The sequence below is a fragment of the Pseudomonas sp. AC136 genome, assembly GCF_979258585.1.
This window is the reverse complement of sequence record NZ_OZ409865.1, coordinates 2,851,030-2,870,803: the sequence shown is the minus strand read 5'-3', so window position 1 is coordinate 2,870,803 and position 19,774 is coordinate 2,851,030. Positions and strand designations below refer to the sequence as shown.

16 protein-coding genes are annotated in these 19,774 nt (G+C 60.0%); 3 read left to right on the top strand and 13 right to left on the bottom strand.

Translation table 11 applies throughout. The annotated features are described in order from the left end of the window. Positions 1-12: 12 nt before the first annotated feature. The 4 genes from ACZZZU_RS12845 to rpsU all read right to left on the bottom strand — a co-directional run bounded on the left by ACZZZU_RS12845 (position 13) and on the right by rpsU (position 8,346). Complete coding sequence (locus ACZZZU_RS12845) at positions 13-3,747, bottom strand: EAL domain-containing protein (RefSeq protein ID WP_463550800.1); 3,735 nt, start codon at positions 3,745-3,747, stop codon at positions 13-15. Positions 3,748-3,888: 141 nt separating this feature from the next. After that, on the bottom strand, positions 3,889-5,739 hold the full coding sequence (rpoD, locus tag ACZZZU_RS12840; protein ID WP_122491993.1) for an RNA polymerase sigma factor RpoD: 1,851 nt from the start codon (positions 5,737-5,739) through the stop codon (positions 3,889-3,891). Between the two features lie 67 nt (positions 5,740-5,806). Beyond that, on the bottom strand, positions 5,807-7,813 hold the full coding sequence (dnaG, locus tag ACZZZU_RS12835; RefSeq protein ID WP_122491992.1) for a DNA primase: 2,007 nt from the start codon (positions 7,811-7,813) through the stop codon (positions 5,807-5,809). Positions 7,814-8,130: 317 nt separating this feature from the next. Further along, positions 8,131-8,346, bottom strand: coding sequence for a 30S ribosomal protein S21 (rpsU, locus tag ACZZZU_RS12830; protein ID WP_002551877.1), 216 nt, complete (start codon positions 8,344-8,346; stop codon positions 8,131-8,133). A gap of 198 nt (positions 8,347-8,544) precedes the next feature. Between rpsU and tsaD the strand changes: the two genes are divergently transcribed. Continuing rightward, the gene (tsaD, locus tag ACZZZU_RS12825; RefSeq protein WP_463550798.1) at positions 8,545-9,570 is read left to right on the top strand and encodes a tRNA (adenosine(37)-N6)-threonylcarbamoyltransferase complex transferase subunit TsaD; all 1,026 of its coding nucleotides are present in this window, start codon (positions 8,545-8,547) and stop codon (positions 9,568-9,570) included. Positions 9,571-9,573: 3 nt separating this feature from the next. Here tsaD and plsY read toward each other — a convergent pair whose 3' ends face one another. Continuing rightward, complete coding sequence (plsY, locus tag ACZZZU_RS12820; protein ID WP_463550797.1) at positions 9,574-10,143, bottom strand: glycerol-3-phosphate 1-O-acyltransferase PlsY; 570 nt, start codon at positions 10,141-10,143, stop codon at positions 9,574-9,576. A gap of 74 nt (positions 10,144-10,217) precedes the next feature. Between plsY and folB the strand changes: the two genes are divergently transcribed. Beyond that, positions 10,218-10,574, top strand: a complete 357-nt coding sequence (gene folB / locus ACZZZU_RS12815) for a dihydroneopterin aldolase (RefSeq protein WP_122491989.1) — start codon at positions 10,218-10,220, stop codon at positions 10,572-10,574. Next, entirely contained in the window at positions 10,565-11,083 is a 519-nt protein-coding gene (gene folK / locus ACZZZU_RS12810; protein ID WP_122491988.1) for a 2-amino-4-hydroxy-6-hydroxymethyldihydropteridine diphosphokinase, read from the top strand. Before folB ends, folK begins: the two co-directional genes overlap by 10 nt. 61 nt (positions 11,084-11,144) lie before the next feature. Here the strand turns inward: folK and ACZZZU_RS12805 are convergent, their stop codons facing one another. From ACZZZU_RS12805 to apaG, 8 genes are all read right to left on the bottom strand, one after another. Beyond that, positions 11,145-12,383 carry a multifunctional CCA addition/repair protein gene (locus ACZZZU_RS12805; protein WP_463550796.1) on the bottom strand — a complete coding sequence of 413 codons (1,239 nt, stop codon included), beginning with the start codon at positions 12,381-12,383 and terminating at the stop codon, positions 11,145-11,147. A 54-nt stretch (positions 12,384-12,437) separates the two neighbouring features. Further along, positions 12,438-12,959: a DUF4136 domain-containing protein gene (locus ACZZZU_RS12800; RefSeq protein ID WP_122491986.1), complete on the bottom strand. Its 522-nt coding sequence runs from the start codon at positions 12,957-12,959 to the stop codon at positions 12,438-12,440. A 76-nt stretch (positions 12,960-13,035) separates the two neighbouring features. Next, entirely contained in the window at positions 13,036-14,601 is a 1,566-nt protein-coding gene (locus ACZZZU_RS12795; RefSeq protein ID WP_463550795.1) for a SpoVR family protein, read from the bottom strand. A 9-nt stretch (positions 14,602-14,610) separates the two neighbouring features. Then, positions 14,611-15,882, bottom strand: a complete 1,272-nt coding sequence (locus ACZZZU_RS12790; protein ID WP_463550794.1) for a YeaH/YhbH family protein — start codon at positions 15,880-15,882, stop codon at positions 14,611-14,613. 134 nt (positions 15,883-16,016) lie between these two features. After that, positions 16,017-17,939 (bottom strand): PrkA family serine protein kinase, encoded by a 1,923-nt coding sequence (locus ACZZZU_RS12785; RefSeq protein ID WP_122451616.1) that lies wholly within the window; start codon positions 17,937-17,939, stop codon positions 16,017-16,019. Between the two features lie 280 nt (positions 17,940-18,219). Beyond that, positions 18,220-18,549, bottom strand: coding sequence for a thiosulfate sulfurtransferase GlpE (gene glpE / locus ACZZZU_RS12780; RefSeq protein WP_122491984.1), 330 nt, complete (start codon positions 18,547-18,549; stop codon positions 18,220-18,222). Continuing rightward, positions 18,546-19,370 carry a symmetrical bis(5'-nucleosyl)-tetraphosphatase gene (locus ACZZZU_RS12775; protein WP_463550793.1) on the bottom strand — a complete coding sequence of 275 codons (825 nt, stop codon included), beginning with the start codon at positions 19,368-19,370 and terminating at the stop codon, positions 18,546-18,548. Before ACZZZU_RS12775 ends, glpE begins: the two co-directional genes overlap by 4 nt. Then, complete coding sequence (apaG, locus tag ACZZZU_RS12770; RefSeq protein WP_122492445.1) at positions 19,370-19,750, bottom strand: Co2+/Mg2+ efflux protein ApaG; 381 nt, start codon at positions 19,748-19,750, stop codon at positions 19,370-19,372. The genes ACZZZU_RS12775 and apaG overlap by 1 nt, the downstream gene beginning before the upstream one ends. Between the last annotated feature and the right edge of the window lie 24 nt (positions 19,751-19,774).

Sequence of the window (19,774 nt, the reverse complement as noted above, 5' to 3'; positions counted from 1 at the left end):
AAGTGCGGCGGATTATACCGGTGCGGTTTGCTGTGTGCCAATTGCGTGGCGCGGGCTTAGGAAAGTACTTGCGAACTTGTCAGGGGTTACCGGGCGGCTGAGGAGGAAGCCTTGGATCTGTTCGCAGCCTTCGTCTATGAGGAAACGCTCTTGCGCGGGCGTCTCTACGCCTTCGGCGACCAGGGTGAGTTGCATGCTGCGGCCCAAGGCGATGATAGCGCGGGTGATGGCGGCGTCGTGGGGGTCGTCGGGCAGGCCGCGGACGAAGGATTGGTCGATTTTCAACGTGTCCAACGGCAGGCGTTTCAGGTAGCTGAGGGACGAATAGCCGGTGCCGAAGTCGTCGATGGCGATCAAGACGCCCAACCGTTTGAGGTCGTGGAGGATGGTCAGCGCCTCGTCGGTCTGATTCATGATGAAGTTTTCGGTGATTTCCAGCTGCAGCATGTGGGGCTGCAATTGGTGTTCGGCGAGCAGGTCGGCGATGCGCTGCACCAGGCGCGGTTGGCGCAGTTGGGCGCCGGCGAGGTTGACGGACATCGGGCCGAACGGCAGGTGGTGGCGCTGCCATTCGCCCATTTGCTGGCAGGCCTGGGCGAGCACCCAATCGCCGATGGGCAGGATCAGGCCGTTGTCTTCGGCGAGTGAGATGAAGCGTTCCGGCGAGACGGTGCCGAAGACCGCGCTGTGCCAGCGCAGCAGCGCTTCTGCGCCGACGATCTGGCGGTCGGCGAGCGATTGTTTGGGTTGGTAGTGCAGGCTCAGTTCGTTGCGTTCGATGGCGCGGCGCAGTTCGTTTTCCAGGGCGATGCGGGCGGTGGCTTGCTGGGTTAGGTCGCTGGTGTAGAGCTCGGCGCGGTTGCGGCCTTTGGCTTTGGAGCGGTACATGGCGGCGTCGGCGTTTTTGATTAGGGTGGCGACGTCGCTGCCGTCTTGGGGGAACAGGCTCGCGCCGATGCTGGCGGTGATAAAGAATTCGTGACCATCCGCTTGGAACGGTGCGCTCAGGCAGGTGAGTAATTTCGCCGCTACGCGCTCGGCATCCGCCGGTTCATGCAGGCCAGGAAGCAGGATGATGAATTCATCGCCGCCCAGCCGTGCCACGGTGTCGATGTCGCGCAGTTGGTTGCGCAGGCGCTGCGCGGTGTCTTGCAGCAGCAGGTCGCCGACGGGGTGGCCTAGGCTGTCGTTGATGTGTTTGAAACGGTCGAGGTCGAGAAATAACACGGCGCCCAGGCACGGCGTGGTTTGTGCGTCGGCAAGCATGGCTTGAAGGCGGTTTTCGAATAGCAGGCGGTTGGGCAGGCCGGTGAGGGAGTCGTGGTGGGCTTGGTGGTCGAGCTTGTCTTGGGCGTGTTTGAGTGAGGTGATGTCGGCAAACACGGCGACGAAATGGGTGATCCGTTCGTCATCGTTGCGCACGGCGCTGATGGTCAGCCATTGCGGATACAGCTCGCCGTTTTTGCGTTTGTTGCAAATCTCGCCTTGCCAGTGACCGGCAGCATCAAGCTGGTGCCACATGGCGGCGTAAAAGGCGCTGTCATGTTGGCCCGAGGCGAGCAGTTGCGGGGAGCGCCCGAGCGCTTCGGCTTCGCTGTAGCCGGTGATTTCGGTGAAGGCGCGGTTGACGGCGGTTATGCGCTGTTGGGTGTCGGTGATCAGCACGCCTTCAGCCGTGCTCTCAAACACGGTGGCGGCGAGCTGGAGTTTCTCTTGGGTGCGGGTGCGTTCGGTGACGTCGCGGGCGATGGTCAGTACGCAGTGTTCGCCTTTGATTTGCATGCTCTGCATCGAAATTTCGCACAAGCGCAGCTCATCGTTCTTGCCTCGAATAGCCGCGGTGTAATCGCGCACGGTGCCGATTTCTTGCAGCTGTTGCATCACGGTGCTGCGGTCGAGCGGGTTGTGCCACAGGCCCAGGCCGAGCGTGGACTGGTTGGTGGCGTCGCTGCTGGTGTAGCCGGTCAGGCTGGAGAAACCTTCGTTCACCTCCAGAATCAGGCCGTCGCGCATGCGCGTAAGCAGCAAGCCGTCGGGTGAAGCGTGAAAGGCTTTGGCGAATTTCTCTTCGGAGGATTGCAGCTCTTCCTGAGTTTTCTTCACTTGGCTGATGTCGCGCACCACGATGACGAGCGCTGGCGTGTCGGCAAGTTGGAATTGTTGCGCGGAAATAAGACCGGTAAAGAACTCGCCGTTTTGGCGGCGGAAAAGCATTTCGAGGTTGCGCAGGCTGTCGTGTTGCAGCCGTTGCAAGACGGTTGGACCCGCGTCGGCAGTGCCCCACAAGTTGAGTTCTGTGCCGTTCTTGCCGATGGCCTCGGCGGCGGGAATGCCGGTGTGCAGCTCGAAGGAAGGGTTCACCTCCAGCAAGCGACCATCGTCGCGGCGGGCAATGATCAGCACGTCTGGGCATTGCTGAAACACGGAGGCAAATTTTTGTTCGGACAGGCGCAGGGCTTGCTCGATCTGTTTGGTTTCGGTGACTTCAACCATCACGCCTCGCAGCACGGTAGCGCCACGGTGTTCGATCAAGGTAACGATGTCGTGAATCCAGACCAGGCGGCCATCGGCGGCGTACACGCGGTAGTCAACGGTGTGGTCGCGGCCGGCGTCTGTCTCCTGACGGCGGTAGGCGAGGGTGCGTTCGCGGTCTTGCGGGTGCAGCGCATTTGCCCAGAAGCCTGGGGTCTGCCAGTCGCTCAGCGGGTAGCCAAACAGTTTTTCGGCATGGGGCGAGACGTAGGAATAGCAGAAGTCTTCACGGCTGGCTTCCCAGGTGACTGCCGACAAGCATTCCACAAGGCTGCGGTAGTGCTGTTCGCTGTTACGAAGCGCCAATTCAAGAGCAGCGCGTCGGTTGATTTCACTGCTCAGTCGCCGGTTTACAGCGACCACGATAATCAGAACGAGCAGCAGAGCGAGTAGGCCGGGTACGGCAACCACCAGGGTTTTTCGCCACACGCTGCGCTGGTCCAGAACGCCGCCGAGCCAGTGTTCCTGCATGGCTTCGATTTCGCTGCTGCTCATGTCGGCGAACAATTTGTCGAGGATGTTGACCAAAATCGCCTGGTCTTTCGGCGCGGCCATTGATAGCTGGTAGCGGTAGGGCGTTTCGCCGGTGATGGCGATGCCTTCGAGTTTGAGCTGGCGCAAGCCCCAGACGCTGGAGGCGAGGTCGCCCACCAGCGCGTCAGCTTGGCCCGTGCCCACGGCTTGCAGCGCCGCGGCGACGTTAGCGACGGGCAGCAAGTTCAGATCCGGGTGGCGGCTTCGCAGAATTTCGTGGGGCGCGTAGTTTTCGACAACCGCGATTTTCAGCCCGTACAGGTCTTTGAGTTCGTGAGGTTGGGCACCGCCGTTGCGGGCGAGGATCACGATGGGGAAGTCGAGATAGGGGCGGGTGAAGCTCAGGTAGCCCTGGCGCTCGGGTGTGGACATGGCGCCGGGTAAGAGATTGATGGTGCCAGCCCGGGCCTGGTCGAGTACTTCGCTCCAGGTGCTTGGCTCGTACGTCTCCATTTTTACGTTTAGGCGTTTTTCGATCAGGGCAATGTAGTCGGCGGCCAATCCTTGATATCGGCCTTGTTCGTCGCGGTATTCGAAGGGTGGCCAAGTGGCGTCGACGCCCATGCGCAAGGTTGGGTGGGCCTCAAGCCAGGCCTGCTCCTCTGACGTCAGGGTGAATGCCTGGGCGGGCGCGCACCAGTAGGCCAAACACAGCAGAAGAGTGGCAAACAGTCGCGGCATGACCCGGCCTCAAAACAGCGTAGGGATTGATGTGCCGAGTGTAGCTGTGTGGCGGGTTGCCAGCATCCAAAAAGCAAAACCCCCGGACCAGGCCGGGGGTTTTATTTGCGCTTCAGTAACGGGTTTTCGTTGGGTAACGAATTACTCGTCGAGGAAGGAGCGCAGGTGCTCGCTACGCGTTGGATGACGCAGCTTGCGCAGCGCCTTGGCTTCGATCTGCCGAATCCGCTCGCGGGTTACATCGAACTGTTTACCAACCTCTTCGAGGGTGTGGTCGGTATTCATGTCGATGCCGAAGCGCATGCGCAGTACTTTGGCTTCACGAGCAGTGAGGCCGGCCAGTACTTCGCGGGTCGCTTCTTTGAGGCTTTCTACCGTGGCGACATCAATGGGCGACTGCATGGTGGAGTCTTCGATGAAGTCACCCAGATGGGAGTCTTCATCATCGCCAATCGGTGTTTCCATGGAGATCGGCTCTTTCGCGATCTTCAATACCTTGCGGATTTTGTCCTCAGGCATTTCCATGCGCTCGCCCAGTTCTTCCGGAGTAGGCTCGCGGCCCATTTCCTGAAGCATCTGACGCGAGATGCGGTTTAGCTTGTTGATCGTCTCGATCATGTGCACCGGAATACGGATGGTGCGGGCCTGGTCGGCGATCGAGCGAGTGATCGCCTGACGGATCCACCAGGTTGCATAAGTCGAGAACTTGTAGCCGCGACGGTATTCGAACTTGTCCACCGCTTTCATCAAGCCGATGTTGCCTTCCTGGATCAAGTCGAGGAATTGCAGACCGCGGTTGGTGTACTTCTTGGCGATCGAAATCACCAAACGCAAGTTCGCTTCAACCATCTCTTTCTTCGCGCGGCGGGCTTTCGCCTCACCGATCGACATGCGACGGTTGATGTCTTTGATTTCAGCCAGTTTCAAACCGGTTTCAGCTTCCAGGGCAACCAGTTTTTGCTGGCAGCGCAGGATGTCGGCTTGCAGGCGGCCAATGGCTTCAGCGTATTTGCTTTTGCCTTTGGACAGCTGCTCAGCCCAGCTTTCGTCGATTTCGTGGCTCGGGAACTGACGCAGGAAGTCGGCACGCGGCATACGGGCATCACGCACACACAGCTGCATGATGGCGCGTTCTTGTGCACGCAGACGCTCAAGGGCATCACGAACACGAGTAACCAGCGCATCGAATTGCTTCGGAACCAGCTTGATCGGCATGAACAGGCTGGCCAGTTCAGCGAGTTCGGCCATGCCTTGCTTGCTGTCGCGACCGTGCTTTTTCAGCACCTTTTTAGCTTTTTCCAGTTGGTCGGCTACGGCCCCGAAGCGCACGCGTGCAACTTCTGGATCCGGGCCGCCATCACCTTCTTCTTCGTCTTCGCTGTCACCGTCGGCTTCTTCGTCTTCGGTTTCAGGCTCGGCGGCAGCTGCGCCGTCTTTGATAACCGGGACGGGCACTTCGGCCGGCGCGGCAATGCCGTCATCCGGGTCGATGTAGCCGCTGAGGACTTCGGCCAGACGGCCGCCCTCGGTAGTGACGCGGGTGTATTCGGAAAGAATGCTGTCGACAGTGCCTGGGAAATGGGCGATAGCGCCCATGACTTCACGAATGCCTTCCTCGATGCGTTTAGCGATTTCGATCTCGCCTTCGCGGGTCAGCAATTCGACCGTACCCATTTCGCGCATATACATGCGCACCGGGTCGGTGGTACGGCCAATATCGGTTTCTACCGCAGCCAAAGCAGCGGCTGCTTCTTCGGCGGCCGCTTCGTCGGTATCGGCTTCAGCCAATAGCAGAGCGTCCGCATCCGGAGCACTCTCGAATACGTTGATCCCCATGTCATTGATCATGCGGATGATGTCTTCCACCTGTTCCGGATCTGAAATATCCTCCGGCAGGTGGTCGTTGACCTCTGCGTAAGTCAGGTAACCCTGCTCACGACCACGGCTGATCAACTCTTTAAGGCGGGACTGTTGTTGCGCTTTTCCGGACATAACACCCTATCCACTGAAGGTCTTGGCGGGCAAAAAACAAGCCGAGGATTATACCAGAGCTGAGACCTCACGCGCCAGTTGAGGTCGGGGTGACGGGAGTTGCAGTGCGACTAAGGAGGCCGCGAAGTTGCTCTTTTTCCTCTGCGCTGAGCTCACTTTGACGAGCTTTGCGCAGCAAATGTTCCAGGCTGCGCTCACGTTGGCGTGCAGCCAGACTAGTTATAGTGTCGAAAAACTGTTGTTCAAGGTTGTCAGCGTCAATCAGCCATTCCTTTTCCGCCAACGCCTTCAATAAACGTCCCTGCTCAGTTCCATGCCACCGTGCAATCAGCTGCAGCGAGCGCAATTTCGGATTTTTCTGCATGGCGCCGAGCAGCGCGACGAGCAATTGTGCATAGGTGTCGTTTTCGGCAGCGAAGTGGCTGGCCTCTTCCACCTTCTCGGCCAGTTGCGGGTGATGCAGCAGCGTGCGCAGCGCGGTAAGCGTCGGAGATTCTACGGGTGCCGCAACGCGCGGTCCGCGGGGGAAATCATCGCGGTCGCGATCACCTTTTTTGCTCCAGCTTTTTTCCCATTTCTTGCCGCCCTGGCCTTTTCCCTTGAACCCCGTCTTCGGCTGCCATGCTTGCTCAGGCTGCGGCGCGTATTGCTCCTGGCCGTAGTCGGCTGGCGCGTCGAAATAAGCGCTGGGGTCGTATTGCGGCGCCTCGTCCATTTCGTAATGCGGGTGCGAATTCGAGGGTGCTTGCGGTGCGCTGACCGGATTGTGAGGCGCAGGATTCAACTGCTGAATGCTCAGGCCGGTAATTTCGGTCAGCCGCTGGCGCATCAAGGTTTTCAGGTTGGCGCCGGGGATCTTGTCGATGAGCGGCGCGGCTAGGGTCGCCAAGTGCGCCTTGCCTTCCAGCGAGCGAGGGTCGGCTTCTTGCGTCAATTGCTGGAAAAAATAGTCGGCCAGTGGCTGCGCCTGTTGGTTGATTCGCGCGCGGAACGCGTCGGTGCCTTCGGCGCGCACTAAGGTGTCGGGGTCTTCGCCTTCGGGCAGAAACAGGAAGCGCGCGCGGCGGCCGTCTTGCAGGCTGGGCAGCGTGGCTTCAAGGGCGCGCCATGCGGCGCTGCGGCCAGCTTGGTCGCCGTCGAAACAAAACAGCACGCTGGGCACGATGCGGAACAGGCGCTTGAGGTGTTCTTCGCTGGTGGCCGTGCCAAGCGTGGCGACGGCGTTGCGCAAGCCTTGCTGGGCTAAGGCGATAACGTCCATGTAGCCCTCGACGACCATTATTTCATCCAGGTCGCGATTGCTTTTGCGCGCCTCATACAGGCCGTACAGCTCCTGGCCTTTATGAAAAACCGGGGTTTCCGGCGAGTTCAAATACTTGGGTTTGTCGTCGCCCAGTACGCGGCCACCAAATGCGATGACACGGCCACGGCTGTCGCGGATGGGAAATATCACCCGGTCTCGAAAGCGGTCGTAGCGTTTGCCGCTGTCGGCGTTTTCGATCAGCAGGCCGGCTTCGATCATCGCTTTCTGTTGCAGCGTGTCGGTGGCCAAGTGCTTGAGCAAATTGTCCCAGCCGGGCGGGGCGAAACCGAGGCCAAAGTCGCGGGCAATTTCGCCGGAAAGACCGCGTCCTTTCAGGTAGTCGACAGCGGCTTTGCGGGTTGGATGGCTTTTCAACGCCTGGCGGTAATACTCGGCGGCGGCTGTCAGTAGCGGGTACAGCGGCGAGTCGGTCGGCTGGCGCGGTTTATGGTTGCCACTCCGTCCGCCCTCTTCACGAACCACTTCCATGCCGGCGCTTTTGGCCAGGTCTTCCACGGCCTGGACGAAGTCCAGATTGTCGTGGTCCATGATAAAACCAAGGGCGTTGCCGCCGGCCCCACAGCCGAAGCAGTAGTAGAACTGCTTGTCGGGGCTGACGCTGAACGAGGGCGTCTTCTCTTTGTGGAAGGGGCAGCAGGCGCTAAAGTTTTTCCCGGTTTTCTTCAGTTGCACGCGCGAGCTGACCACGTCGACGATGTCGGTGCGGTTGAGCAAGTCGTCAATGAAGCTTTGGGGAATAAGCCCGGCCATGGCGCTCTCGAAGTCGTCGAATCGCCGGCATTGCTGTCGGGATTTCAGGTGTTCGGAAATAGATGCAAAGCGCGTCTCGGCGCACGAAGCGGCGAGGGGCTAATCATGCCAATTGTTGGTGATCGGCTCTACAGGCCTTTTAACTGCGGGGCGGGCGGAATATGCATCCGCAAAAACGCGAAAAAGCGAGGCTTATCGCGGCTGCCTAAACAACCTGGATAACTTCGCTAATGCGTTTGGAGCGTTTGTGCTATCGATTTTGCCGGCAGCCCGGCTTGCGGCCGGGCGTGGCAAAACAGGCGGCGTCAGTCTGCGTATTAGTACAGACGAACGGCGCGGCGCTGTTCGCGCTGCACTTTCTTGGCGTGGCGCTTAACTGCGGCTGCAGCTTTGCGTTTGCGCTCGGAAGTTGGTTTCTCGTAGAACTCGCGGCTGCGAACTTCGGCCAGAACACCGGCTTTTTCACAGGAGCGTTTGAAGCGACGCAGAGCTACGTCGAAGGGTTCATTCTCTTTAACTTTGACGGCTGGCATCCAGAGCTACCTTCATTCATTACCGGGGTAGACGTACTCGTTGCAAACTGAGCTGGAGGACGTCGGTTTTTAAGGGTTGCGGATGTTAACGCCTCATCGCCAGGAATGCAAAGCCTCTGATCGAAAACCGCTAGGCGGCGTTAAGGACGGCGATTATCATGCGCGCCTTCGAAATTGCCCAGTCTGAAGGGAAAACCCATGCTCGTGCTGGGACTAGAAACCTCTTGCGATGAAACCGGCGTTGCCTTGTACGACAGCGAGCGCGGCTTGCTGGGTGATGCCTTGTTCAGCCAAATCGACCTGCATAAAGCCTACGGCGGCGTGGTACCGGAGCTCGCCTCGCGCGATCACGTCAAGCGCATGCTGCCGTTGATCCGCGAAGTGCTGGAGCAATCCGGTTGCGCCACCCACGACATCGACGCCATCGCCTACACCGCCGGCCCTGGCCTGGTCGGTGCGCTACTGGTCGGTGCTTCCTGCGCCCAGGCGCTGGCGTTTGCCTGGGACATTCCGGCGCTTGGCGTACACCACATGGAAGGCCACTTGCTGGCGCCGATGCTGGAAGAAACGCCGCCGCAATTTCCGTTTGTTGCCCTACTGGTTTCAGGCGGTCATACGCAGCTGGTGCGTGTTGATGGCATCGGCCAATACCAGTTGCTCGGTGAGTCGCTGGATGACGCGGCCGGTGAGGCCTTCGACAAGACCGCCAAACTTATCGGTCTTGGTTATCCCGGTGGCCCTGAAATCGCCCGTATGGCCCTTAACGGCGTGGAGGGGCGTTTCGTTTTTCCTCGCCCGATGACCGATCGCCCAGGCCTGGATTTCAGCTTCAGCGGCCTGAAAACCTTCGCCCTGAACACATGGCTGCAATGCCGCAATGCTGGCGACGACGGCGAGCAAACCCGTAGCGACATTGCTCTGGCCTTCCAGACCGCCGTGGTCGAGACTCTGACCATCAAATGCAAGCGCGCCCTCAAGCAGACCGGTATGAACCGTCTGGTGATCGCCGGTGGCGTGAGCGCCAATCAGGCGCTGCGCCGGTCGCTGGAAAAGATGCTCGGCGACCTCAAAGGCAACGTGTTTTACGCTCGCCCGGCGTTCTGCACCGACAACGGCGCGATGATCGCCTATGCCGGCTGTCAGCGGCTGATGGCCGGCCAGCACGAGGGGCCGGAAATATCGGTGCAGGCGCGTTGGCCGATGGAACAATTGCCAGCGATCTGAGGCTTAGAAATGCCGTTCGCGCCCGGCCAGCAGGTCGCGTAGATTGCTGCGATGGCGCCACACGATAAGACCGGTGAGCACGCTCATGGGCAGCAGCGCAGCGGGTTGCCGCCAGGCAAGCAGCGGTAGGATCAGCGGCGTGGCAATCAACGATGCCAGCGAGCTGGTGCGGGTCAGCCAGAAGGTCAGGCCCCACCCTGCAGCGGCCAGCAAGGCGGCCGGCGGATAAAGCCCCAGGAGCATGCCGGCCGCAGTCGCCACGCCCTTACCGCCACGGAAATTGAAGTACACCGGGTACAGATGCCCGACCACGGCGGCGAGGCCGATCCAGGCTTGATGTTGCATTGAAAGGCCCAGCGCATAAGCGACCAGCACGGGCAGCAGGCCTTTGAGCACGTCGCCTAACAGGGTCAGGATGGCCAGCTTTTTACCTGCCACCCGCAGCATGTTGGTGGCGCCGGGGTTGCCGGAGCCAGCCGCGCGAGGGTCGGGAGCGCCGACCAGGCGGCTGAGCAGGATGGCGAAAGACAGCGAGCCGAGCAGGTAGGCGAGGATCGCCAGCAACCAGAACATGGTATCCATCCGGGGCGAGTGAGCCCCGATTCTAGCGGGGCGCAGCGCCCTTGTCGTGCGGCGGAGCAGAGTGCTTGGACAGAGTGTTTATCGAAGGTCTGGAAGTCGACACCGTGATCGGTGCGTATGACTGGGAGCGCGACATCCGCCAGTGCCTGCGCCTGGACCTGAGTTTCGCCTGGGACAATCGCCCGGCGGCTGCGGGTGACGATCTCAGCAAGGCGCTCGACTACGCATCGGTCTCCGCGCGCATCCAATCCTTCGCCGCACAGGCGCAGTTTCAGTTGGTAGAAACCTTCGCTGAGCGCCTCGCCGAAACACTGATGAGCGAGTTCAACATTCCCGGTTTACGCCTGAAACTCACCAAGCCGGGCGCCGTGCCGGCAGCCACCGGCGGCGTCGGCGTGGAGATTCAGCGCGGATGCCTCTGACCCCCATTCTGCTGGGCCTGGGCAGCAACGTTGAGCGCGAAGCGCACCTGACGGCTGGCCTCGACGCCCTGGCTCAGTTCCTTCAAAACATGCGCTGCTCGCCGGTCTTCGAAAGCCAGCCGGTGGGGATCAAGAGTGGGCCGTTTTTCAATCTTGTGGTGCTGGCCGAAACCGACCTGCCGCTGCACGAGTTGGATCGCCGGCTCAAATGCATCGAGGCGGATAACGGACGGTATGCGCCGAATCGCAAAGGCTTGCCGTTGGATATAGACGTGCTGACCTACGGCGAGCTGGTAGGCAACTTCGACGGCTTGATTCTTCCCCGCGCAGAAATTCTGAAAAACGCGTTTGTGCTCTGGCCGCTGGCGATGCTGGTGCCGGAGCAGTTGCATCCCGGCGCGAAAACGTCTTATGCCGAGCTGTGGCGGGACGCGCAGATCGAGCAGGTGCTGGCGCCGGTGGCGTTTGAATGGCGTGGCGAGCAGCTGACGCCGGGCGGCGTTTTGTAGGAGCGAGCTTGCTCGCGAAGCTCTTGTTTCGCGAGCAAGGGCTTCGCGAGCAAGCTCGCTCCTACAGGGCCGGTGGAATTTGCGCGGCTTTGTACGCCTGCAACGCTTTTAGGCGTTCGCGCTTGAGCGCCTCGCCCAAATCGGCGCCTTTGTAGCCCTGTTCCACCAATGGCTGAACCTTCACGGCACGCGCCGCATCGGCGGCGGCGCGCAGGTAATCAGCTTGTGGATAGTCGCGCTGCTCCAACCCTAACCGCCCACGCGCATCCATTTCGCACGCGGCAATAAACTCGTCGAAGCGCTGCGGGCGGCGGTACACGTCAAACGTTTGTAGCAGTTCCAGTAAGGTCGACGCTTTCAGCTCCAGCGCGCGATGGCCATGGGTGTGATATTCGCCCACCAGCACCGCCAGTTCCTGACAGTCGCGTGGGGCCTTGCAGCGTTCGTTCACGGCCTTGATCAGCTTTACGCCGCGGTGTTCATGGGCGATATGCCGTGGCCATTCTTCTTCCGGGGTCAGCCCCTTTCCCAGGTCATGAAGCAGGCAGGCCCAGCGCACGGTGAGCGGCTGCGCGTGTTCAGCGCATTGGCGCAGCACGCTGAGTACATGGGCGCCGGTGTCGATTTCGGGGTGATGCGCTGCGGGTTGCGGCACGCCAAACAATGCGTGTACTTCCGGCAGCATCGCGTGCAGCGCGCCGCAGTCGTACAGCACCTGAACAAACACATCTGGCCGTTCTTCCATCAGTGCGCGGGAAATTTCCTTCCAGCTGCGTTCAGGCGTCAGCGCAGACAATTCCCCGGACTCACTCAGGCTGCGCATCAAGGCCATGGTTTCGTCGGCAACATGAAAACCCAGAGGCGCATAGCGGGCGGCGAAGCGGGCCACACGCAGCACGCGTAGCGGGTCTTCGGCAAAGGCCGGCGACACGTGGCGCAGCACGCGGGCTTTAAGGTCTCGCTGGCCGCCGTAGGGGTCGAGCACGTTGCCGGCGTCGTCTTCGGCCATAGCATTGATGGTCAGGTCGCGGCGGGTCAGGTCGTCTTCGAGGGTGACGTCGGGGCTTGCGTAAAAGGTAAAGCCGCCATAGCCGCGCCCGCTTTTGCGCTCGGTCCGGGCGAGGGCGTATTCCTCTTGGGTGTGAGGATGGAGAAAGACCGGGAAGTCTTCCCCGACGGGGCGATAGCCCTGGGCGAGCATCTCTTCTGCGCTCGCGCCAACCACCAGCCAATCGATATCGGTGACATCGCGGCCCAGCAGGCGATCACGCACCGCGCCGCCGACCTTGTAAATCTGCATGGAAAACCCTCCGTTAGCGCCACAGGATACCTGCTGCGCCGCTAATGGCCAGGCTCAGCGGCTTACGGGAATTTGCTGCATCAGGGCAACCACGGCGGCACGCAGCAGTTCCTCACGCTGCCACGAAGGACTCAGGCTAGTGGTGATTAAACCTTGCCAGAGGGTTTTGTTGGCACGGTCGCTAACGCGCAGTCGCAGGGTGATGGACTCATCTTGAAAACGGTGCACGGCGAGATAGCTGCCGAGGACGTTGGGGGGCGGCGTATCGACGCGAAATTCCAGCGGGGCTTCATTCAGCGTCAGGGTGTAGGCGACGCGCACGTCCGCTTTCTTGGCCTCGACATAGCCACGATTTAGCAGGCCCTGACGCAGGTTGGCGCGCACTTGGGCGTAATCGCGAGTGGGCGGTAATTGGCCGGTGGGGCTGGTGCTGGGCGGCAGCATTTCAAAGGTGTGGCGCTGCCCCAAGGACGGCGTGGCGGTTTGCACCACCAGCACTTGCGGCGACGGGCTTGAACAGCCGGCAAGCAGCAGGCTGAGGAACAAAACGCGCAGAAAAAACGGCTTTACAGGCATAAACGGCAAGCTCCGCGAAGGATGCAATATGCTCAACGCAAGCTTGCCGTCGGTCAACCAGTCGAACGGACGGGGTTCAAATCGGCGGTATCACGAGGTCCAGTCGCGGGTATTCCGCGTTCTCCGAATCGCCCCGTGGCGGTACGTGTTGCGTCTGCACCACTTGGTCGCCACGCACGGTTTCCAGATGGATGTCGAAGCCCCACAGCCGGTGCAAATGCTTGAGCACTTCCTCGGTTGATTCGCCTAGCGGTTTGCGGTCGTGTTGCTGGTGACGCAGCGTCAGCGAACGGTCACCGCGGCGATTGATGCTGTAAATCTGCACATTCGGCTCACGGTTGCCCAGGTTGTACTGCGCCGCCAGGGTTTCACGAATGATGCGATAGCCCGGCTCGTCGTGAATGGCCGGCACCACCAATTCGTCCTTCTGGTCGTCGTCCATGATGCTGAACAGCTTCAGGTCGCGAATCACTTTGGGCGACAGGTACTGAAGAATAAAACTTTCGTCCTTGAAGCTTTTCATGGCGAATTTCACCGCCGACAGCCAGTCGCTTCCGGCGATTTCCGGGAACCAGCGCTTGTCTTCTTCGGTGGGTTCTTCGCACATGCGGCGGATGTCGCGGTACATCGCAAAGCCCAGGGTGTACGGGTTGATGCCGCTGTAATACGGGCTGTCGAACGGCGGTTGATAGATCACGCTGGTGTGCGATTGCAGGAACTCCATCATGAAGCCGTCGGTGACCAAGCCTTCGTCGTACAGATCGTTCATCAGCGTGTAATGCCAGAACGTGGCCCAGCCTTCGTTCATGACCTGAGTCTGGCGCTGCGGGTAAAAATACTGGGCGATCTTGCGCACGATGCGCACCACTTCCCGCTGCCACGGCTCTAGCAATGGCGCGTGCTTTTCCAGGAAGTACAGGATGTTTTCCTGCGGCTCCGCGGGAAAACGGCCGGCGTCTTTGTCGTTGCCCTTGTCGGCGCCTTTAGGAATGGTCCGCCACAGGTCGTTGATTTGCCGCTGCAGGTGTTCTTCCCGTTCTTTCTGACGTTGGCGCTCTTCCTCGGCGGAAATCGGATACGGGCGTTTGTAGCGGTCGACGCCGTAATTCATCAGCGCGTGGCACGAGTCGAGCAGGTCTTCCACGGCGTCGATGCCGTAGCGCTCCTCGCATTGCATGATGTACTGCTTGGCGAACACCAGGTAATCGATGATCGAGCTGGCGTCGGTCCAGGTGCGGAACAGGTAGTTGCCTTTGAAAAAGCTGTTGTGGCCATAGCAGGCGTGCGCCACGACGAGTGCCTGCATGCAGATGGTGTTTTCTTCCATCAGGTAGGCGATGCAGGGGTCTGAGTTGATGACAATCTCGTACGCGAGGCCCATCTGCCCACGGCTGTAGGATTTCTCCGTACTCAGAAAATGCTTGCCGTAGGACCAGTGGTGATAGCCCAGCGGCATGCCCACCGAGGCGTAGGCATCCATCATTTGCTCGGCGGTAATCACTTCAATCTGGTTGGGATAGGTGTCCAGCGCATAGCCTTCGGCGATGCGCGCGATCTCTTTGTCATAGGCGCGGATCAGCTCGAAGGTCCATTCCGAACCGGTGGAAATGGGCTGGCCTCTTTTCTTCTCTCGAGCGCTCATGGCAATACCTCAGCTAACGAGTCGGCGCTGAAACAGTTCGCGGAACACCGGGTAAATGTCGCCGGCAGACACCAGTTGTTGTTGAGCGAAGGTGTCGGCAAACGCCTCGCCGACCTGCTCGTACTCGAACCACAACGCCTGGTGCTCGCGAGGGGTGATTTCCACATAAGTGAAGTACTGCACCAGCGGCATGATTTGCTTCATGAGAATGTCGCGGCAGATGGGCGAATCGTCGTTCCAATTGTCGCCGTCCGAGGCCTGCGCCGCGTAAATATTCCATTCGCTGGTGGGATAACGCTCTTCCATCACTTCCTGCATCAGCTTGAGGGCGCTGGAGACGATGGTGCCGCCGGTTTCGCGTGAATAGAAAAACTCTTCTTCGTCCACTTCGCGGGCGCTGGTGTGGTGGCGGATAAACACCACTTCGATCTTTTCGTAGTTCCGCTTGAGGAACAGGTACAGCAGGATGAAAAAGCGCTTGGCGATGTCTTTGGTTGCCTGCGTCATGGAGCCGGAAACGTCCATCAAGCAGAACATCACGGCTTTGGAGCTGGGGTTCGGTTGTTTGACCAGCAGGTTGTATTTCAGGTCGAAGGTGTCGAGAAACGGCACCTTTTTAATGCGCGCGCGCAGCAGAACAATTTCCGCTTCTTTGGCCTGAATGTCGGCGAAATTATCGGGTTCTTCGGCTTTCAGGCGATCAAGCTCGGCAATCGCTGCATGAAGTTTGGCGCGGCTGCTGCCCGACAGCGCGATGCGCCGGGCATGGGCGGAGCGTAACGTGCGGACAATGTTGATGCGCGATGGATTGCCCTCGTTGCTGACCCCGGCGCGCACGGTTTTAAAAGTGTCGGTGCCGGTGAGCTGACGCTTCACCAAGTTCGGCAACTCCAGGTCTTCAAACATGAAATCGAGGAATTCTTCCTGGGTGATCTGGAAGACAAACTCGTCCATGCCCTCGCCGGAATTGCTCGCCTTGCCCGCACCTTTACCGCCCCCGCCGCCTTGCGGACGCGGGATGCGTTCACCGGCGGTAAATTCTTTATTGCCGGGGTGAACCTGGGTTTGCTTGCCGCCGCGACCGTGATGAAGCAACGGTTCGTCGATGTCGCGGCCGGGAATGCTGATTTGCTCGCCGTGCTCCATATCGGTAATGGAACGGCGGCTGACGGCCTCTTCAACGGCCTTTTTGATGTGGTCGCGGTAACGCCGCAGGAAACGCTGGCGGTTTACCGTGCTTTTGTTCTTGCCGTTCAGACGGCGGTCGATCACATAGCTCATGGACGCTCCTAAGAACCCCCAGGCCTGCTGCGCTCGCTACGGCGGGCACCGTAGCGAGCAGACCCGGAGCGGCTCATATGGCCTGCTGGAACAGACCGTGCGGCAACGACGTCGGACGAGTCCGACGTAGCAGGTTACTGCGACTTACGAACCCGCAGGTACCATTCGGACAGCAGGCGTACCTGCTTGTCGGTGTAGCCGCGCTCGACCATCCGCGAGACAAAATCGTTGTGTTTCTGTTGGTCCTCCTTGCTGGCCTTGGCGTTGAAGCTGATGACCGGCAGCAGGTCTTCGGTGTTGGAAAACATTTTCTTCTCGATCACTACGCGCAGCTTCTCGTAGCTGAGCCAGGTCGGGTTCTTGCCGTTGTTGTTGGCGCGGGCGCGCAGCACGAAGTTGACGATCTCGTTGCGGAAATCCTTCGGATTGCTGATGCCGGCCGGCTTCTCGATTTTTTCCAGCTCTTCATTGAGCGCCACTCGGTTGAGGATTTCGCCGGTTTCCGGGTCGCGGTATTCCTGGTCCTGAATCCAGAAATCGGCGTACAGCACGTAGCGGTCGAAGATGTTTTGCCCGTACTCGCTGTAGGACTCGAGGTAGGCGGTCTGGATTTCTTTGCCGATGAATTCGATGTAACGCGGCGCCAGGTATTCCTTGATGTAGCGCAGATAGCGTTCGCGCACCTCGGCCGGGAATTGCTCCTGCTCGATCTGCTGCTCCAACACATAGAGCAGGTGCACGGGGTTGGCGGCGATCTCGTGGGGGTCGAAGTTGAATACCTTGGACAGAATCTTGAAGGCGAAGCGGGTCGAAAGGCCGTTCATGCCTTCGTCAACGCCCGCGCTGTCGCGGTACTCCTGAATCGACTTGGCTTTGGGGTCGGTGTCCTTCAAGTTCTCGCCGTCGTAAACGCGCATTTTCGAATAGACGTTGGAGTTGTCCGGCTCTTTCAAGCGCGACAGCACCGAGAACTGCGCCAGCATTTTGAGGGTGTCGGGGGCGCAATGGGCTTTGGCCAGTGAGCTGTTGAACAGCAGCTTGTCGTAGATCTTGATCTCGTCACTGACGCGCAGGCAGTACGGCACTTTGACGATGTAGATCCGGTCGATGAACGCCTCGTTGTTCTTGTTGTTGCGGAAGCTGTGCCACTCCGATTCGTTGGAGTGAGCGAGCAACACGCCCATAAACGGAATGGCGCCGAGGCCTTCGGTACTGTTGTAGTTACCTTCCTGCGTGGCGGTGAGCAGTGGGTGCAAGACCTTGATCGGCGCCTTGAACATTTCGACGAATTCCATCATCCCCTGGTTCGCGCGGCACAGCGCACCGGAGTAGCTGTAGGCGTCGGCGTCGTTCTGCGGGAATTCTTCCAGTTTGCGGATATCGACCTTGCCGACCAGGGCGGAAATGTCCTGGTTGTTGTCGTCACCCGGCTCGGTTTTCGCTACCGCGATCTGGTTGAGGATGGACGGGTAGAGCTTCACCACGCGGAATTGGCTGATGTCGCCGCCGAATTCGGCCAGGCGCTTGGTGGCCCACGGCGACATGATGGTGCTCAGGTAGCGCCGTGGAATGCCGAAGTCTTCTTCGAGAATGGTGCCGTCTTCAGCGGGGTTGAACAGCCCCAGAGGCGATTCGAACACCGGCGACCCTTTGATGGCATAGAAGGGCACTTTCTCCATCAGCTGTTTGAGCTTTTCCGCCAGCGATGACTTACCGCCGCCCACCGGACCGAGGAGATAGAGGATTTGTTTCTTCTCTTCCAGGCCCTGAGCAGCATGGCGGAAGTAGGACACGATCTGGTCGATGCACTCTTCCATGCCGTGAAAATCTTCGAAGGCGGGATATCGACGAATCACCTTGTTGGAGAAGATTCGCGACAGCCTGGAGTTGTGCGAGGTGTCGATCAGTTCCGGCTCGCCTATGGCCATCAGCAGGCGCTCGGCCGCTGTGGCGTAGGCGCTTTTGTCCTGTTTGCACAGGTCGAGGTACTCCTGAAGGGAATACTCCTCCTGGCGAGTCGCTTCGAAGCGTTGCTGGAAGTGGCTGAAAATACTCATGACGTCACCTCGCTTGATGGTCGAGCCGGGCGGGATCGGTCGAGCGGGTGCTGGCAATCTGCCGACGAGTCAGCAAATGAGATTCCCCCAGAACACCTAAAGGTCGCTGCCGATAGCCCCGGAAGCCGGTGTGCCGGCTCTCCCCTGTATGGATGGCCTGAGGTAAGGATAGTTCGTAATTGGAGAGGTCAAGGACCGACAAACAATAAGGATGTGTCGGTCTTTGTTACAGGAAGGCGAGAAGCCAGACGGGGCGCGGGCTAGACGGGTCGGAAAAAAATTATTCCGCAGGCTCGCTGGCAATCTCGCCAGGGAAGGTGGCGCGCCACAGTTCGAAGCCGCCGTCGAGGCTGTAGACCTCGGAAAAGCCCTGGCTGACCAGGTAGGCGGCGGCACTCTGGCTGGAGTTGCCGTGGTAGCAGGAGACGATCAACGGGGCGTCGAGGTCGGCCTGGGTGATGAAGTCGTGCAGCGAGTGATTGTCCAGGTGGCGCGAGCCGCTGATGTGGCCCATGGCGAAACTTTGCGGATCGCGGACATCCACGACCACTGCGCCGCTTTCGCGAAGTGCCTGGGCCTGCTCTGGGGGAATGCGTTTGAATTCGCTCATGAGGGAATCTCCTTGCAGTCGCAGCAGTGGCGTTCACCGCTGTCGACGTTGAGTAAGGTCATGGAGTTGCCCCAGACACAGCCGGTGTCCAGCGCAGTGACGCCAGGTTCGTTGCAGCGCCCCTCAAGCGCTGCCCAATGGCCGAAAATGATTTTCTGCCCGGCCGTCTTGCGTTGCTTGTGGCTAAACCAGGGCTGGAATCCCGGCGGAGCACTGCCAACGCCCTCTTTGCTTTTCAGGTCGAGGGTGCCATCGGCTTTACAGAAACGCATGCGGGTGAAGTAGTTGGTGATTACCCGCAGGCGCGTGACGCCCTTGAGGTCGCTGTCCCAACGTGCCGGCTCGTTGCCGTACATGCCGTCCAGAAAGGGCAAGAAGCGCGTGTCGTCGCGCAACGCCTCTTCCACTTCGGCAGCGCAGCGCAGGGCCTTCTTGAGCGTCCATTGCGGCGGGATGCCGGCGTGCACCATGGCGATGTCGCGGTCGACGTCGTAATGCACGAGTTTTTGTTGGCGCAGCCAGTCGAGCAGTTCCGCGCGGTCGGGCGCCTCGAGAATCTCGCTCAGGGTGTCGCCTTTCTTCATGCGCTCGATGTTGTTCGCGACGGCGAGCAAGTGCAGGTCATGATTGCCCAGCACGCACACCAGCGATTCACGCATGGCGTAGAGATAACGCAGGGTTTCCAGCGATTGCGGCCCACGGTTGACCAAGTCGCCCACCAGCCACAGGCGGTCGGTGGCGGGGTCGAAGGCTACCCGGTCGAGCAGGCATTTCAACGGATCCAGGCAACCTTGCAGGTCGCCAACGGCGTACACCGCCATCAGTGCAGAGCCCCCGGCACGGCCAGGCGGAACGGCGCGATGGTGGCATCGAAGCGCTTACCGTCCTCGGCTTGCATCTGGTAGCTGCCTTGCATGTTGCCCACCCGTGTGGCCATTAGCGTGCCGCTGCTGTAGGTGTGGCTGCCGCCGGCTTCGATGGTCGGCTGTTGGCCGATAACGCCTGGGCCGCGCACTTCTTGCACGCGGCCGTCGCCGTCGGTGATCAACCAGTGGCGCGAGAGCAGCTTGGCCGGAAGCTCACCGTTGTTGCGGATGGTCACGGTGTACGCAAAAGCAAAACGGTTCTGGTCCGGCTGCGATTGCTCCGGGAGGTAACGGGTCACGACATTGACGTCGATCTGATAACGGGCATCGGACATACAAATGGCTCGGTTAGCGAACTG

Excerpts from the sequence above, each read along its gene's own strand:
- ACZZZU_RS12800 (WP_122491986.1), bottom strand. The coding sequence starts at position 12,959 with ATGCCTGTAAAGCCGTTTTTTCTGCGCGTTTTGTTCCTCAGCCTGCTG.
- glpE (WP_122491984.1), bottom strand. The coding sequence starts at position 18,549 with ATGAGCGAATTCAAACGCATTCCCCCAGAGCAGGCCCAGGCACTTCGC.
- rpsU (WP_002551877.1), bottom strand. The coding sequence starts at position 8,346 with ATGCCAGCCGTCAAAGTTAAAGAGAATGAACCCTTCGACGTAGCTCTG.
- plsY (WP_463550797.1), bottom strand. The coding sequence starts at position 10,143 with ATGTTCTGGTTGCTGGCGATCCTCGCCTACCTGCTCGGCTCGCTGTCT.
- tsaD (WP_463550798.1), top strand. The coding sequence starts at position 8,545 with ATGCTCGTGCTGGGACTAGAAACCTCTTGCGATGAAACCGGCGTTGCC.
- ACZZZU_RS12785 (WP_122451616.1), bottom strand. The coding sequence starts at position 17,939 with ATGAGTATTTTCAGCCACTTCCAGCAACGCTTCGAAGCGACTCGCCAG.
- apaG (WP_122492445.1), bottom strand. The coding sequence starts at position 19,750 with ATGTCCGATGCCCGTTATCAGATCGACGTCAATGTCGTGACCCGTTAC.
- ACZZZU_RS12845 (WP_463550800.1), bottom strand. The coding sequence starts at position 3,747 with ATGCCGCGACTGTTTGCCACTCTTCTGCTGTGTTTGGCCTACTGGTGC.
- ACZZZU_RS12775 (WP_463550793.1), bottom strand. The coding sequence starts at position 19,370 with ATGGCGGTGTACGCCGTTGGCGACCTGCAAGGTTGCCTGGATCCGTTG.
- dnaG (WP_122491992.1), bottom strand. The coding sequence starts at position 7,813 with ATGGCCGGGCTTATTCCCCAAAGCTTCATTGACGACTTGCTCAACCGC.
- folK (WP_122491988.1), top strand. The coding sequence starts at position 10,565 with ATGCCTCTGACCCCCATTCTGCTGGGCCTGGGCAGCAACGTTGAGCGC.
- ACZZZU_RS12795 (WP_463550795.1), bottom strand. The coding sequence starts at position 14,601 with ATGAGCGCTCGAGAGAAGAAAAGAGGCCAGCCCATTTCCACCGGTTCG.
- ACZZZU_RS12805 (WP_463550796.1), bottom strand. The coding sequence starts at position 12,383 with ATGCAGATTTACAAGGTCGGCGGCGCGGTGCGTGATCGCCTGCTGGGC.
- rpoD (WP_122491993.1), bottom strand. The coding sequence starts at position 5,739 with ATGTCCGGAAAAGCGCAACAACAGTCCCGCCTTAAAGAGTTGATCAGC.
- ACZZZU_RS12790 (WP_463550794.1), bottom strand. The coding sequence starts at position 15,882 with ATGAGCTATGTGATCGACCGCCGTCTGAACGGCAAGAACAAAAGCACG.